The organism is Microbacterium sp. 4-7, assembly GCF_014332665.1.
In the GTDB taxonomy this organism is placed as follows: Bacteria; Actinomycetota; Actinomycetes; order Actinomycetales; family Microbacteriaceae; genus Microbacterium.
On sequence record NZ_MCRH01000004.1, the window covers coordinates 1 to 13,707 of the forward strand.

The following is a 13,707-nucleotide window of genomic DNA, read 5'->3' on the forward strand; positions in this document are numbered from 1 at the left end:
CGGCGCGCTCGATGCGTTCTACGGCTGATCAGCCCTTGTGTCGGGGCTTGCGGAACGGCTTCTCGCCTCGCTCATCGGTGCGAGCAGGACGGTCGTCACGGTCGTAGCGCGGACGGTCATCGCGACGCTCGAACCCACCGCGGGCGCCGTCACGAGGGCCGTCGTTACGACGGGCTCCAGGCCCACGGTCGGGCTTGATCTCGATGAGCCGACCCGAGATGCGGGTGTCCTTCAGCTTCTCCAGGACGGACGAGTCGAGGTTCGCCGGCAACTCGACGACAGTGAAGTCCGGCCGGATGTTGATCGCGCCGAAGTCATCACGACCCAGGCCGCCCTCATTCGCGAGTGCGCCGACGATCTGACGGGGCTCGACGCGGTGACGGCGTCCGACCTCGATGCGGTACGGCTTGTAGTCGCCGCGCCCACGGCGCTCGCGCGGTTCGCGGGTCTCGCGACGCTCGCGAGTGTTGCTCTCGCGCGGCGGACGGTTGTCGTACTCGACCGCTTTCGACAGGGCGTCGTCGGCCGGGTCGAGCAGCAGAGGAGTATCGCCCTGGGCGACGACAGCGAGCGCAGCTGCGACATCGGCCTCGGGCACATCGTGGTTGCGCACGTAGTGGTCGATGATGTCGCGGAACTTCTCGATGCGGGTGCTATCGCTGAGCGCGGTCGTGATCGCGTCATCGAAGCGGGCGAGGCGCGTGGTGTTCACGTCGTCGAGGCTGGGCAGCTGCATCTGAGTGGGCTGCTGACGCGTGGCCTTCTCGATCGACTTGAGCAGGTAGCGCTCACGCGGGGTGATGAAGCTGATCGCGTCTCCGGTGCGTCCCGCGCGGCCGGTGCGGCCGATGCGGTGCACGTACGACTCGGTGTCGGTGGGGATGTCGAAGTTGATGACGTGGCTGATGCGCTCGACGTCGAGACCGCGAGCGGCCACGTCGGTCGCGACGAGGATGTCGAGCTTGCTCGCCTTGAGCTGGTTGACGCTGCGCTCACGCTGGACCTGGGGCACGTCGCCGTTGATGGCGGCGGCGGAGTATCCGCGGGCACGCAGCTTCTCGGCCAGCGTCTCGGTCTCGTTCTTCGTGCGGACGAACACGATCATGCCGTCGAAGTTCTCGACCTCGAGGATGCGAGTGAGCGCATCTACCTTCTGCGCGTACGACACCACGAGGTACCGCTGCGTGATGTTGGTGCCGGTGGCGGTCTTCGACTTGATGCTGATCTCTTCGGGCTCACGCAGGTACTTCTGCGCGAGTCGGCGGATCTGCGGGGGCATGGTCGCTGAGAAGAGGGCTACCTGCTTCTCCTCGGGCGTCTGCGCGAGGATCTGCTCGACGTCTTCGGCGAAGCCCATCTTGAGCATCTCGTCGGCTTCATCGAGCACCAGGTACTGCAGCTGGGACAGGTCGAGGGTGCCCTTGGCGAGGTGGTCCATGATGCGACCGGGGGTGCCGACGATCACGTGCACGCCGCGGCGCAGCGCCGACAGCTGCACGCCGTAGCCCTGTCCGCCGTAGACGGGGAGGACGTGGACGCCCTTCATCTTCGACGCGTACGACTCGAACGCCTCGCACACCTGCAGAGCGAGCTCGCGGGTCGGAGCGAGCACGAGAGCTTGCGGGGTCTTCTGGGACACGTCGAGGCGCTCGAGCACGGGGAGCGCGAATGCCGCGGTCTTTCCCGTTCCGGTCTGCGCCATACCGACGACATCGCGACCGGAGAGCAGGGTCGGGATCGTGGCGGCTTGGATGGGGGAGGGGGTCTCGTAGCCGAGGTCCTTGATGGCCTTGAGGACGGGGCCGGTGATGCCGAGCTCCTCGAATCCAGGGGCCTCGGGGGCGTCGGTGGGCACAGCGTCTTCAGGAGTCACTGACCAAGGGTAGCGCTTCGCGGGATTCCGCGCCTGTGAGGGCGCCCTCAGGAGCCGGAAGTCAGAGTGAGCAGTCTCTCCTTGACCTGGCGACGCAGGACCTTGCCGATCAGCGATTTGGGCAGCTCGTCGACGATGAACAGACGCCGCGGAACCTTGTACGGGGTGAGGATGCTGCGCGCATACTCGCGGATCGCTTCGACGTCGACGTCTGCCGCCGCGTCGACGACGATCGCGGCGACGACCTCCTCGCCGGAGTGGTCGCTCGGCAGACCGACCACGGCGGCGTCCACGACCTGAGGATGCTGACGCAGAGCGCTCTCGACCTCGGTGGGGGCCACATTGAAGCCGCCGGTGATGATCAGCTCCTTGATGCGGTCGACGATCCGGATGAAACCCGCCTCATCGACCGTCACGATGTCACCGGTGCGGAACCAGCCGTCGACGAAGACCGCCTCCGTCTCCTCCGGCTTGCCGTAGTAGCCGGAGAACACCTGGGGTCCGCGCACCAGGAGCTCACCCGCGGAGCCTTCAGGAACGTCGACGGTCGGGTTCTCGGGATCGACGACGCGGCATTCGGTTCCCGGAAGGGGAAGTCCCACGGTGCCGGGCACGCGGTTGTCAGCTACGGGGTTCGCCATCAACACGGGGGAGCACTCGCTGAGTCCGTACCCCTCGACGAGGAAGCCATGCGTCGCCGCCTCGAACGGCACCACGAGTTCGTGCGGCAAAGCCATGGCGCCGGAGATCGCGACCTCGATGCCGTCGAGCGAGACATCCTTCGCCTTCGCCGCCGACAGCAGCCGGTCGGCGATCGGGGGCACGAGGGGAAGGAAGGTGGCGGGGTGCTTCTTCATCACGTCGAGCACGAGATCCGGATCGAACTTCGGGAAGAGCACCAGGCGCGCACCCATGGACATCGCGAATGTCAGACAGAGCGTCAGACCGTAGGCGTGGAACATCGGCAGCACCGCGTACACGACGCAGCCCTTGCCGCGCTGGATCGACGGAACCCATGCCTGCGACTGCGCGGCGTTCGCGAGCAGGTTGCCGTGGGTCAGGGCGGCGCCCTTGGGGGTTCCCGTCGTGCCGGACGTGTATTGGATGATCGCGAGGTCGTCGGTGGCGGGCTTCGGGTGCGCGGCAGGGATCGGGGCGGACTGCACCAGCGAGTCCCAGGTGACGGTTCCTCGCACCTTCTCGGTCAGAGCGGCGCGAGACTCACGGGCCTTCGCCACCGGCAGCCGCAGCGCCACACGAGTGAGAACGGGCATCGCGCGCGTCACATCGACGGAGATGAGGTTCGTCACGGCGAGGTCGGCGGGGAACTCCTGCACTGTGGCGACGACCTTGTTCCACACGATCGCGTGCTTCGCGCCATGGTCCTCGAACTGCTTCCGCAGCTCGCGCGGAGTGTAGAGCGGGTTGTGCTCGACGACGACGGCGCCGAGACGGAGCACCGCGTAGAACGCCACGATGTGCTGCGGACAGTTCGGAAGCACGATCGCCACGGGATCGCCCGCCCGCACGCCGAGGTCGCGCAGTCCTGCGGCTGCTCGGTCGATCGCATTCTGCAGTTCTGAGTACGACGTCTCACGACCGAAGAACTGCAGGGCGGGGGCATCCGGGTAGTCGCGGGCGGACGCGGCGACGATGTCGACCAGCGATCCGGACACGGGGGAGAGGTCTTCCGGGACGCCTGCGGCATAGCTGGCGATCCATGGGCGAGGAGGCTGGTACGAGCTCACCCGCCCAGCATAGGGCGGCTTCGCCGGACTGCAGGGACCCGGTGAGCACGGCAACTAGACTGGGGCCGTGTCTGAAATCACCCCTGATCTCGTGCGTCATCTCGGCGTGCTCGCGCGCATCCAGCTCAACGACGACGAGGTGTCCCGACTCACGGGCCAGCTCGATGCCATCGTCGACAACATCGCGAAGGTGTCGGAGGTCGCAGGCCCCGACATCGCAGCGACGAGTCATCCGATTCCGCTGAGCAACGTCTACCGTCCCGATGTGGTGGGCGAGACCCTCACACACGAGCAGGTGCTCCAGAACGCGCCGGATCAGGCCGACGGCCGATTCCGCGTCACCGCGATCCTGGGAGAAGAGCAGTGAGCGACATCATCCGCATGACTGCGGCGGAGCTTGCCGACAAGCTCGCCAGCCGCGAGATCTCGAGCGTCGAGGCCACTCGCGCTCACCTCGACCGCATCGCAGCCGTCGACGGCGACGTTCATGCCTTCCTGCACATCAACGAGGGTGCGCTCGAGGCGGCCGCCGCTGTCGACGCCCAGCGTGCGGCGGGTGAGCAGCTCGGCCCGATCGCCGGCGTGCCGCTCGCGATCAAGGACGTCCTCGTGACGACCGACCAGCCGACGACGAGCGGCTCGCGGATCCTCGAGGGCTACCGCTCGCCGTACGACGCCACGGTCGTCGCCCGCTCGCGCGCGGCGGGGCTGATCCCGCTCGGCAAGACCAACATGGACGAGTTCGCCATGGGGTCCTCGACAGAGCACTCCGCCTACGGTCCCACCCGCAACCCGTGGGACCTCGACCGGATCCCGGGCGGTTCCGGCGGCGGATCGGCGGCAGCAGTCGCCGCTTTCGAGGCTCCGCTGGCACTCGGCTCCGACACCGGCGGCTCGATCCGTCAGCCTGCTCATGTCACCGGCACGGTGGGCGTCAAGCCGACCTACGGCGGCGTCAGCCGGTACGGGGCCATCGCACTCGCCTCCAGCCTCGACCAGGTCGGACCCGTCACGCGTACAGTGCTCGACGCGGGTCTCCTGCACGATGCGATCGGCGGGCACGACCCGAAGGACTCCACGTCTTTGCGTGACGTGTGGCCCTCATTCGCTGACGCGGCCCGTGAGGGCGCGCGCGGTGACGTGCTCAAGGGGCTCAAGGTCGGTGTCATCCGAGAGCTGCCGGACAGCGGGTTCCAGCCCGGTGTCGCGGAATCGTTCCGCAGCGCGCTCGCGATGATGGAGGCGCAGGGCGCGGAGATCGTCGAGATCGGCGCTCCGCACTTCGAGTACGGCGTCGCGGCCTACTACCTGATCCTGCCTGCGGAGGCGTCGAGCAACCTCGCGAAGTTCGACTCGGTGCGCTTCGGCCTGCGCGTCACGCCCCACGGCACCCCCACCGTCGAGGACGTCATGTCCGCCACGCGTGACGCCGGGTTCGGCGACGAGGTGAAGCGACGCATCATCCTCGGCACCTACGCGCTGTCGGCCGGCTACTACGACGCGTACTACGGCAGTGCTCAGAAGGTGCGCACGCTCATTCAGCAGGACTTCGCGAACGCCTTCGCGGAGGTCGACGTCATCGCGACGCCCTCGGCTCCGACCACTGCGTTCAAGCTCGGCGAGAAGATCGACGATCCGCTGCAGATGTATCTGAACGACATCACGACCATTCCCGTCAACCTCGCGGGCGTTCCCGGCATCTCGGTCCCCAGCGGACTCGCGTCGGAAGACGGATTGCCCGTCGGCATCCAGTTCATCGCACCGGCGCGGGAGGATGCGCGACTCTACAAGGTGGGCGCCGCCGTCGAGACGCTGCTCGTCGATTCGTGGGGAGCGCCGCTTCTCACGCGTGCACCCCAGCTCGTGGGAGGGACCCGCTGATGGCCACCGCCAAGCTCATGGACTTCGACAAAGCGCTCGAACTGTACGAGCCCGTGCTCGGGTTCGAGGTCCACGTCGAGCTCAACACGCACACCAAGATGTTCTCGGACGCGCCGAACCCGGCGAACGAGCTCTACCACGCCGCCGAGCCCAACACGCTGATCGCGCCGGTGGATCTGGGCCTGCCCGGATCGCTCCCGGTCGTGAACGAGACGGCGATCCGTTCGTCGATCAGTCTCGGTCTCGCTCTCGGATGCTCGATCGCACCGTCGAGCCGCTTCGCCCGGAAGAACTACTTCTACCCGGATCTCGGCAAGAACTACCAGATCTCCCAGTACGACGAGCCGATCGCGTTCGAGGGTTCCGTCGAGGTGGAGCTCGAGGACGGCACGATCGTGCAGATCCCCATCGAGCGCGCCCACATGGAGGAGGACGCCGGCAAGCTCACCCACATGGGTGGCGCGACCGGACGCATCCAGGGAGCCGAATACTCGCTCGTCGACTACAACCGCGCCGGTGTGCCGCTCGTCGAGATCGTGACGAAGACGATCTTCGGCACCGAGCACCGCGCCCCCGAGGTCGCCAAGGCATACGTCGCGACGATCCGTGACATCGTGCGCAGCCTCGGGATCTCCGAGGCGCGTCTGGAACGAGGCAACCTGCGCTGCGACGCGAACGTGTCGCTGCGTCCCCGCGGACAGGAGAAGCTGGGCACCCGCACCGAGACGAAGAACGTCAACTCGATGCGCTCGGTCGAGCGTGCCGTCCGGTACGAGATCCAGCGTCAGGCGCAGATCCTCGCCGATGGCGGGACCATCACTCAGGAGACGCGACACTGGCACGAGGACACCGGGACGACCTCGCCCGGTCGTCCGAAGTCGGATGCGGACGACTATCGCTACTTCCCTGAGCCCGACCTCCTGCCGGTGGAGCCTGCAGCAGAGCTGATCGAAGCCCTGCGTGCCGAGCTCCCGGAACAGCCCGTCGCCCGTCGACGCCGTCTGATGGCCGAGTGGGGCTTCACGGACCTGGAGTTCCAGGACGTGCGCAATGGAGGGCTGCTGGAGGTCGTCGAAGCGACGATCGCCGCCGGCGCGACTCCGGCGACGGCCCGGAAGTGGTGGACGGGCGAGATCACGCGCCTCGCCAACTCACAGGAGAAGGACGTCACCGAGCTGGTCTCGCCCGAGAACGTCGCGGCCCTGCAGAAACTCGTCGACGCCGGAACGCTCACAGACAAGCTCGCGCGTCAGGTGCTCGAGGGCGTCATTGCGGGCGAGGGCACGCCTCAGGAGGTCGTCGACGGCCGCGGACTCGCGGTCGTCTCGGATGACGGTGCGCTGATCGCAGCGATCGACGACGCACTCGCAGCGCAGCCCGATGTGCTGGCCAAGATCAAGGACGGAAAGGTCCAGGCCGCCGGGGCCGTTATCGGCGCTGTGATGAAGGCGATGAAGGGCCAGGCGGACGCCGCCCGTGTCCGCGAACTCGTCCTCGAGCGCGCTGCGCAGTAACCGGTTCCCCCGGGCCTCATGTCCGAGGCCCGGGGGAGAATGGTGTCATGGGTCACGGTGACGGCAGAGGGCGCATCGTGTCGTCCGCGGATGCCGACGACACCGGCACGAGCATCCTGCACGTCGATATGGATGCGTTCTACGCGGCCGTCGAGGTGCTCGATGATCCGAGCCTGCGAGGACTGCCGTTGATCATCGGAGCGCCTGACGGTCGCTCGGTGGTGTCGAGCGCCTCGTACGAGGCTCGTCGCTACGGCGTTCGCGCAGCTATGCCGGTCTCTCAGGCTCTGCGCCTGTGTCCTTCTGCGCGCATCGTCCCTCCGCATTTCCATCGATACCACGCCGTCTCGCGACAGGTCATGGCGATCTTCGAGTCGTTCACGCCTCTCGTCGAGCCGCTCTCTGTCGACGAGGCGTTTCTGGATGTGCGGGGCGTCCGACGTCTGTGGGGGAGCCCTGCGAGAATCGCGCACCTCGTTCGCGAGCGAGTTAGAGAAGAGGTCGGGATCACCTGCAGCGTCGGCGTCGCTGCGACCAAGCATGTGGCGAAGATGGCCTCGACGATCTCGAAACCTGACGGGATGCTGGTCATCGCCGCATCGGAAACCCAGGACTTCCTCGATCCGCGCCCAGTGCGTGCGATGTGGGGTGTGGGCCCGAAAGCCGCCGAAGCGCTGGAGGGACGAGGAATTCGCACAGTGCGGGACATCCGCACCTCGTCGCAGGCGATTCTCGACCGTGCCGTCGGACCGGCTCTGAGCGCTCGGCTCTCGGAACTCGCCCGCGGGGAGGACCCCCGTGCAGTCGAGACCGAGCGGGTGGAGAAGAGCATCGGGCACGAGGAGACGTTCGACACGGACATCATGGACCGATCGTTCCTCAGGGCTGAGCTGCTGCGCCTCGCGGACCGCGTCGCGGCGCGTCTGCGGAAAGCAGAGTGGGAGACCTCGACCGTCGCCATCAAGATCAGGTTCGACGACTTCCGCACCATCAGCCGTTCACAGACGCTCCCGGAACCCACCGCGGTGGGGCAGCGCATCGGCGAAGCGGCTCAGACGCTCTTCGATCAGATCGAGCGACGCGATCCTGTGCGGCTCGTCGGGGTGCGCGCAGAGAAGCTGCGCCCCGCCGGCGGTGGCGGGTTCGGCCTGTGGGACGACGATGAGGACTGGCGACGCGTCGAGGGCGCGGTCGACGACGCCGTGGCACGGTTCGGGAGCGCCACGATCAGTCGAGCGCGCCACATAGGGCGCGGTGACGGCCGCGGCGCTGCCCAGCATCCCAAGGCCCATGGACTGGATTGACGCTTGTCGCGGACGATTCCTGGACTAGCGTGGAGCCATGCCCAACATTGCACTGGAACTCGGAAAGCAGGCCGCCGCGTTCGGCGTGAAGAGCGCGTACGGCGAACAGCAGGATGTCGATGGAGTGAGCATCACTCCTGTCGCTTTCACCTACTCCGGCTTCGGCGGAGGCAGCGGTGACGGCGCCGAAGGCGGTGGTGGCGGCGGTGTCTCCGTGCCGGTCGGCGTCTACGTCCGCCGCGAGGAGGGACTCCGATTCGAGCCCAACATCGTGACGCTGCTCGTCGTCGCCGTGCCGTTCATCTGGGTCACCGGGCGCGCGCTCTCTCGCATCATCCGTGCACTCAAGAAGTGACGACCCGGTCGCTGTCGCGCTCGAGCGCGCAGCGACCCAGATCGTCGAGGACATCCGGATGCTGTCTGCGGCCAATCCGGTCGTCCTCATCGACGGTCGCAGCGGTGCCGGTAAGACGACTCTCGCCCGGATGCTCGTCCAGCGCTGGCCGATCGCCGGACGGGTGCAGCTCGTCGCTCTCGACTCCATCTACCCCGGTTGGGACGGCCTCAGCGACGGAGTGGAGCGAGCACTGAACGGTATTCTGCGTCCGCATGGTCGCGGGTACCTCGGGGAGTGGCGACGCTGGGACTGGGCGAAGGGCGCCGAGGCTGAGACTCACGCGGTAGACCCCTCGCTGGGCGTGCTCATCGAGGGGAGCGGGATACTGACGCCGGCCACCGCGGCGATCGCGGACGTGCGCGTCTGGATCGAGTCCGCCGAAACCGGCCGCAAGGCGCGGGCTCTGGCGCGGGATGGGGAGACGTACCGGCCTCATTGGGAGCAGTGGGCGCGGCAGGAAAGCGATCACATCGCGCGCGATGATCCCCGCTCCCTGGCGACCAGGGCCGTCGAAGTGCCGTAGCTCAGAGGAGGCGGTCCGCCGCTTCGACAGTCAGCTCGAGACGATATCCGAGCCAGTCGTAGACGCCGTACCTCGGGTCGTCGGGATCATGATCGTCATCGTTCTGGATCCCGAGACGCTCGGCGATGACGAGTCGGAGGGCGGTGAGCGTGCGCATCCACGCGTCGACATCAGACAGGGGGATGTCGAGATCGTGCTCTGCGAAGGCTTCGTCCCGGGGCATGTCGCCGAGGTCCCCGCGCATCCCGGCGAGTGCGGTACGGACGATGTCCGCGTCCAGAGCGCGTCGATCCAAGAGATCGTCTCGGGTCGCGTCACGGAACGCGCGCGACGAGTCTTCGTCTTCGGGATAGGGGTCTGGAATCAGGCGACCGATCGCGGGATCCTCGACGTCGCGGTTCGCTCCCACGAGTTCACGGAAGTCGTCGACCAGGTGCACCAGCTGCGCACCCTCGACGCGGGCCATCCGCACCCGTACGGTCAGGTCGGTCACCTCGAAGCCTTTCGGACGGTCGCCCAGAGGCCGTAGTCGTGCATCGCCTGCGCGTGCACCTCCATCGTCTCGCGCGGGCCCGTAGCGACGATGGCCTGACCGTCGTGGTGCACCTGTCGCATCAGCATCGTGGCTCGCTCGAGCGAATATCCGAAATAGGTGCGGAAGACCCGCACGACGTAGCTCATCAGATTCACCGGGTCGTTCCACACGACGACCTCCCAGGGCTCGAGCGGGGCGGCCGAGAGATCGAGCTGTTCGTCGATGTCAGGTGTAGCGAGGGGACTCATGCCCACCCCAGCGTGTGGAGCTGCTCGTCGTCGATGCCGTAGAAGTGCGCGATCTCGTGCACGAGGGTCGTATGGATCTCGTCGCGAAGCTCGTCATCGCTGTCGCAGGCGGCCAGATGAGACTCGCGATAGACGACGATCCGATCCGGGAGCTCCCCGGAGCCGTATTGCGTGCGCTCCGTCAGGGCCAAGCCGTCATAGAGTCCGAGCAGGTCGAGGCTTCCATCCTCCGGACGATCCTCGACGACGAACACCACGTTCTCCAGCCCGTCGACCATCTCGTCGGGCAGGCGATCGAGCTCGTCGATCACGAGCTCTTCGAAGTCCGCTGCATCCATCTCCATCAGCTCCAGCCTATTGCCGGCTGGGGGAGCTGCGTGTCAGTGGAGGAAGACGAGGAGGCCCGCGACGGCGATGAAGAGGACGCCGAAGACACTGTTGAGCGTCCGCTGCCCCCGCGAGGATCTCGTGAGCCTGCGGAACGGTCCGGCCGCTGTGGCAAAGAATCCCCACATCACCACGATGTCGACGATGATGACGGTGCCGATGAGAGTGAGGTACTGGGGGAGTTGGGGCTCGTCCAGTCGGATGAACTGCGGGATGAAGGCGAGGAAGAAGACGATCGCCTTGGGATTGAGCAGGTTGACCCAGAATCCGCGTCTGATCATCGACCAGTGGCCCTCGTGCAGGTCGACGACCGTCCCGTCTTCATCGGCGGCACGTCGAGGCCTCGTGAGGATCAGTCGGATTCCGAGGAAGACCAGGTACGCCGCGCCGGCATACCTGATCACGTTGAAGAGGACTTCGGACTGCGAGACGAGAAGCCCCAGGCCGGCGGCGACGATCACGACATGGAGGATGAGAGCCAGCTGCTGCCCGAGGATGCCCCAGATCGATCGGCGCCAGCCCTGACTCAGAGCGTTCGACATCGTGTTGATCGCACCGGCGCCCGGTGTGAAGCTGATCACCACGCAGGCGGTCAGAAGCGAGAACCACACGGCGAGCGACACCCCGCAATCCTAGGGGCAGCTCAGCGTGCTCTCGATCACGGCCGCCTGGGCTTCAGGACCGAGGCGTCATCCGACGAGGAGAACAGAAGAAGGTCCGAGTCTCTCGACTCGGACCTTCTTCTGAGTGGGGTGAGTAACGGGACTCGAACCCGCGACATCCGGCACCACAAGCCAGCGCTCTACCAGCTGAGCTATACCCACCATGTGCCAATCGCGATTGGCAACCAGACGAGTCTATTACATGTTCGGGGTGAACTCTGACACGGTGCGAATGGCGATGTCGCGAGCGTCGTCACTCGACGGTCCGGGCTCGTCGACGAAGACCGCCTCACGGTAGTACCGCAGCTCGCGGATCGACTCGAGGATGTCCGCGAGGGCGCGGTGTCCGCCGTCCTTCGCCGGCGCCTGGAAGAACACCCGCGGGTACCACCGCCGCGACAACTCCTTGATGCTGGAGACGTCGACGTTGCGGTAGTGCAACCACTGGTCCACCTGGCTCATGTACTTCGCCAGGAACATGCGGTCGGTGCCGATGGTGTTGCCTGCGAGCGGAGCCTTGCGTTCGAGGGGGACGAACCGCTTGATGTAGGCGAGGGTCTGCTCCTCGGCCTCGGCCAGCGAGACGCCATGCGGGATCTCTGTGATCAGCCCGGAGGACTCGTGCATCTTCGTCACGAAGTCGTTCATGTTCTCGAGTGCTGCGTCGCTCGGTCGGATCACGATCTGGAAGCCGGGATCGACCGGACGCAGTTCGAAATCAGTGATGACGACGGCGATCTCGACGAGCTCGTCGACGGAGAGATCGAGACCGGTCATCTCACAGTCGATCCAGACGAGGCGGTCGTTCTCTGAGGCAGATACCATGTCGCCATCCTATCGACGGCTCCGACATCCGAGTCGGGCGCGGTACGGTAGTTCTGTGCGCCTCCGTAGCTCAGGGGATAGAGCAGGAGCCTTCTAATCTCTTGGTCGCAGGTTCGAATCCTGCCGGGGGCACCATCGCCTGGGCCCGTGTGCGGAGGCTCATCCGTTCCGCAGCGCGGCCACCGCATCGTCTGCGCTCCAGAAGTCTCCGACGAGTCGGAAAGACGACGTGGCGAGGTGGAGGCGTTCCGCCCGATACCTGACCCCGAGGGGATCCGGGACGAGGCGCAGATGCCCGAGGACCCGGTCCTTCGCGTCCTGCACCCGCCAGAGATGGGCTGAGGCGCGCACAAGGTGCTCCTTCTTCGCCGACAGCCGCGGCGTCGCGTGGGGAACCTCGGGGACGGACGTGATCAGGGTGGCGGACATCGAATCTCCTTTCCTGATTCGAACGTATGACCGACCACCGACATTGCGCGGGTGGCATGATGCGGCGGCAAGCGCAGTTCTTCTGCACATGCGGACGTCGATTCTGGTTGTTCAGGATCTGGTGTTCCGCGTGCGCAGGAAGCACCGCCGGAGCGCACTCTGTAGCGAGCCGGACGCACGTTCCGGGCACAGAGGAGCGAACATGTACGACACAGTGACGATCGTGGGAAACGTTGCGACCGATCCCACCCAGGGGCGCACGACCAGCGGGATCCCTGTCACGAACTTCCGACTCGCCAGCACTCACAGGCGGTTCGACGAATCGACGCGGACCTGGATCGACGTGGTCACGAACTGGTATTCGGTCGCGGCTTTTCGCCAGTTGGGAGAGCATGCCAAGGCCTCGCTGCGGGCGGGCGACAGCGTGATCGTCACCGGGAGGATGAAGATCCGCGCGTGGGAGAACAACGGCAAGCAGGGGACCAGCGTCGACATCGACGCGGATGCGATCGGCCACGACCTCCGCTGGGGCACGACCGCGTATCGCCGTAGTTCCAGATCGACCGTCGACGCGCCTCCGCGAGGTGGCGCGGCGCCGTCGGATGCGGTCAGCGACGACGCGGGGAGCCTGGGCTCGAGCGATGAGATGAAGGACATCGACACGTCGTGGGCCGCGAACGACGCCGAGCCTGCGGGATCAGGCAGCGACCTCGTGGGTTCGTTCCCCTCAGGTTCCGGTGCGTCCTGAGGGCGGGTGAGGACTGCGTCCGACCCACTCGATCGTGGTGAGCCGGACGCGTGCGGAGGAGGACGCCCGTAGACTCGGTTCGTGCTTCGACGACCGGACTCCTCCGCACCGCGTTCGGCGATCGCAGTCGGCATCGGCACGACTCTGGTGCTGCTGCTGACGGCGTGCGGTCCGACAGCCTCGCCCGCACCGGCACCGGCACCGGGTCCGACCGACGCCGCTGCGTCGCCGGGGCCGTCGGCATCTCCGGCAGGTCCCGTGTTCGTGGCGGACGGCAGTGCGGAGGACAACCTGCCGCTCTTCGCAGCCGTGACCGACGGCGTATGGGCATCCGAGCAGAGGGTTTCCGGCCGCGCGTATATCGATGCCCTGACGGCGGCCGGCTTCGACAAGGCCGCCATGCAGGTGACCGCAGACGTCACGACGGTCGGAAACCCGGTCGAGAGCCTGCAGTTCGCGGTGCGTTGGGGCGACGCGGAGTGCCTCGTCGGCCAGGTGGGACCGTCGACCGGCGAGCCCGTCGCCGTCGTGATGCCCCAGCTCGCAGAGGGGCGCTGTCTCGTCGGTGCGACGCGGGCAATCGACTGGTGATACGGCGGCTCCGGTAGCGAGCCCTGCGATCGCCGGTAGGCT

At 66.7% G+C, this 13,707-nt stretch carries 16 protein-coding genes and 2 tRNA genes; 9 read left to right on the forward strand and 9 right to left on the reverse strand.

Features of this window, described 5'->3' with window-relative positions; all coding sequences use genetic code 11:
* Positions 1-28: 28 nt before the first annotated feature.
* Together BEP68_RS07025 and BEP68_RS07030 are read right to left on the reverse strand one after the other, a co-directional pair.
* Entirely contained in the window at positions 29-1,873 is a 1,845-nt protein-coding gene (locus BEP68_RS07025; protein ID WP_315985285.1) for a DEAD/DEAH box helicase, read from the reverse strand.
* A 47-nt stretch (positions 1,874-1,920) separates the two neighbouring features.
* Positions 1,921-3,621 (reverse strand): long-chain-fatty-acid--CoA ligase, encoded by a 1,701-nt coding sequence (locus BEP68_RS07030; protein WP_187249613.1) that lies wholly within the window; start codon positions 3,619-3,621, stop codon positions 1,921-1,923.
* Positions 3,622-3,688: 67 nt separating this feature from the next.
* On the opposite strand from BEP68_RS07030, the gene gatC reads away from it, so the two are divergent.
* The 6 genes from gatC to BEP68_RS07060 are packed head-to-tail and all read left to right on the forward strand — an operon-like array spanning position 3,689 to position 9,240.
* The gene (gene gatC / locus BEP68_RS07035; protein WP_053096012.1) at positions 3,689-3,988 is read left to right on the forward strand and encodes an Asp-tRNA(Asn)/Glu-tRNA(Gln) amidotransferase subunit GatC; all 300 of its coding nucleotides are present in this window, start codon (positions 3,689-3,691) and stop codon (positions 3,986-3,988) included.
* Positions 3,985-5,502, forward strand: a complete 1,518-nt coding sequence (gene gatA / locus BEP68_RS07040; RefSeq protein ID WP_187249614.1) for an Asp-tRNA(Asn)/Glu-tRNA(Gln) amidotransferase subunit GatA — start codon at positions 3,985-3,987, stop codon at positions 5,500-5,502. The genes gatC and gatA overlap by 4 nt, the downstream gene beginning before the upstream one ends.
* The gene (gene gatB, locus BEP68_RS07045) at positions 5,502-7,016 is read left to right on the forward strand and encodes an Asp-tRNA(Asn)/Glu-tRNA(Gln) amidotransferase subunit GatB (RefSeq protein WP_053096014.1); all 1,515 of its coding nucleotides are present in this window, start codon (positions 5,502-5,504) and stop codon (positions 7,014-7,016) included. The genes gatA and gatB overlap by 1 nt, the downstream gene beginning before the upstream one ends.
* A gap of 47 nt (positions 7,017-7,063) precedes the next feature.
* Complete coding sequence (gene dinB, locus BEP68_RS07050; protein WP_053096015.1) at positions 7,064-8,320, forward strand: DNA polymerase IV; 1,257 nt, start codon at positions 7,064-7,066, stop codon at positions 8,318-8,320.
* A gap of 37 nt (positions 8,321-8,357) precedes the next feature.
* Complete coding sequence (locus tag BEP68_RS07055) at positions 8,358-8,675, forward strand: hypothetical protein (RefSeq protein WP_053096016.1); 318 nt, start codon at positions 8,358-8,360, stop codon at positions 8,673-8,675.
* Positions 8,659-9,240 (forward strand): hypothetical protein, encoded by a 582-nt coding sequence (locus tag BEP68_RS07060; protein ID WP_285364780.1) that lies wholly within the window; start codon positions 8,659-8,661, stop codon positions 9,238-9,240. The genes BEP68_RS07055 and BEP68_RS07060 overlap by 17 nt, the downstream gene beginning before the upstream one ends.
* 1 nt (position 9,241) lies before the next feature.
* Here BEP68_RS07060 and BEP68_RS07065 read toward each other — a convergent pair whose 3' ends face one another.
* From BEP68_RS07065 to orn, 6 genes are all read right to left on the reverse strand, one after another.
* A complete protein-coding gene (locus tag BEP68_RS07065; RefSeq protein WP_056278691.1) occupies positions 9,242-9,733 on the reverse strand; it encodes a DUF2017 family protein in 492 nt (163 codons plus the stop codon).
* Positions 9,730-10,023: an ATP-dependent Clp protease adapter ClpS gene (gene clpS / locus BEP68_RS07070; RefSeq protein ID WP_053096019.1), complete on the reverse strand. Its 294-nt coding sequence runs from the start codon at positions 10,021-10,023 to the stop codon at positions 9,730-9,732. The genes BEP68_RS07065 and clpS overlap by 4 nt, the downstream gene beginning before the upstream one ends.
* Positions 10,020-10,367 carry a metallopeptidase family protein gene (locus BEP68_RS07075; protein WP_053096020.1) on the reverse strand — a complete coding sequence of 116 codons (348 nt, stop codon included), beginning with the start codon at positions 10,365-10,367 and terminating at the stop codon, positions 10,020-10,022. Before BEP68_RS07075 ends, clpS begins: the two co-directional genes overlap by 4 nt.
* Positions 10,368-10,403: 36 nt before the next feature.
* Positions 10,404-11,033 carry a LysE family transporter gene (locus tag BEP68_RS07080; protein ID WP_187249615.1) on the reverse strand — a complete coding sequence of 210 codons (630 nt, stop codon included), beginning with the start codon at positions 11,031-11,033 and terminating at the stop codon, positions 10,404-10,406.
* Between the two features lie 125 nt (positions 11,034-11,158).
* A tRNA-His gene (locus tag BEP68_RS07085) sits at positions 11,159-11,234 on the reverse strand.
* Positions 11,235-11,270: 36 nt separating this feature from the next.
* Positions 11,271-11,897 carry an oligoribonuclease gene (gene orn / locus BEP68_RS07090; protein WP_187249616.1) on the reverse strand — a complete coding sequence of 209 codons (627 nt, stop codon included), beginning with the start codon at positions 11,895-11,897 and terminating at the stop codon, positions 11,271-11,273.
* A gap of 59 nt (positions 11,898-11,956) precedes the next feature.
* Here orn and BEP68_RS07095 point away from each other — a divergent pair.
* Positions 11,957-12,032 (forward strand) — tRNA-Arg (locus BEP68_RS07095).
* A gap of 24 nt (positions 12,033-12,056) precedes the next feature.
* Here BEP68_RS07095 and BEP68_RS07100 read toward each other — a convergent pair.
* Entirely contained in the window at positions 12,057-12,326 is a 270-nt protein-coding gene (locus BEP68_RS07100; protein WP_053096023.1) for a hypothetical protein, read from the reverse strand.
* Between the two features lie 202 nt (positions 12,327-12,528).
* On the opposite strand from BEP68_RS07100, the gene BEP68_RS07105 reads away from it, so the two are divergent.
* Both BEP68_RS07105 and BEP68_RS07110 read left to right on the forward strand, forming a co-directional pair.
* Entirely contained in the window at positions 12,529-13,074 is a 546-nt protein-coding gene (locus BEP68_RS07105; protein ID WP_053096024.1) for a single-stranded DNA-binding protein, read from the forward strand.
* Positions 13,075-13,155: 81 nt separating this feature from the next.
* Positions 13,156-13,665: a DUF6993 domain-containing protein gene (locus BEP68_RS07110; protein WP_315985286.1), complete on the forward strand. Its 510-nt coding sequence runs from the start codon at positions 13,156-13,158 to the stop codon at positions 13,663-13,665.
* Positions 13,666-13,707 lie beyond the last annotated feature (42 nt).

What these genes read in the sequence shown, in the direction of transcription:
- gatB (WP_053096014.1), top strand. Translation starts at nt 5,502, where the DNA reads ATGGCCACCGCCAAGCTCATGGACTTCGACAAAGCGCTCGAACTGTAC.
- dinB (WP_053096015.1), top strand. Translation starts at nt 7,064, where the DNA reads ATGGGTCACGGTGACGGCAGAGGGCGCATCGTGTCGTCCGCGGATGCC.
- BEP68_RS07055 (WP_053096016.1), top strand. Translation starts at nt 8,358, where the DNA reads ATGCCCAACATTGCACTGGAACTCGGAAAGCAGGCCGCCGCGTTCGGC.
- clpS (WP_053096019.1), bottom strand. Translation starts at nt 10,023, where the DNA reads ATGAGTCCCCTCGCTACACCTGACATCGACGAACAGCTCGATCTCTCG.
- BEP68_RS07075 (WP_053096020.1), bottom strand. Translation starts at nt 10,367, where the DNA reads ATGGAGATGGATGCAGCGGACTTCGAAGAGCTCGTGATCGACGAGCTC.
- orn (WP_187249616.1), bottom strand. Translation starts at nt 11,897, where the DNA reads ATGGTATCTGCCTCAGAGAACGACCGCCTCGTCTGGATCGACTGTGAG.
- BEP68_RS07100 (WP_053096023.1), bottom strand. Translation starts at nt 12,326, where the DNA reads ATGTCCGCCACCCTGATCACGTCCGTCCCCGAGGTTCCCCACGCGACG.
- BEP68_RS07105 (WP_053096024.1), top strand. Translation starts at nt 12,529, where the DNA reads ATGTACGACACAGTGACGATCGTGGGAAACGTTGCGACCGATCCCACC.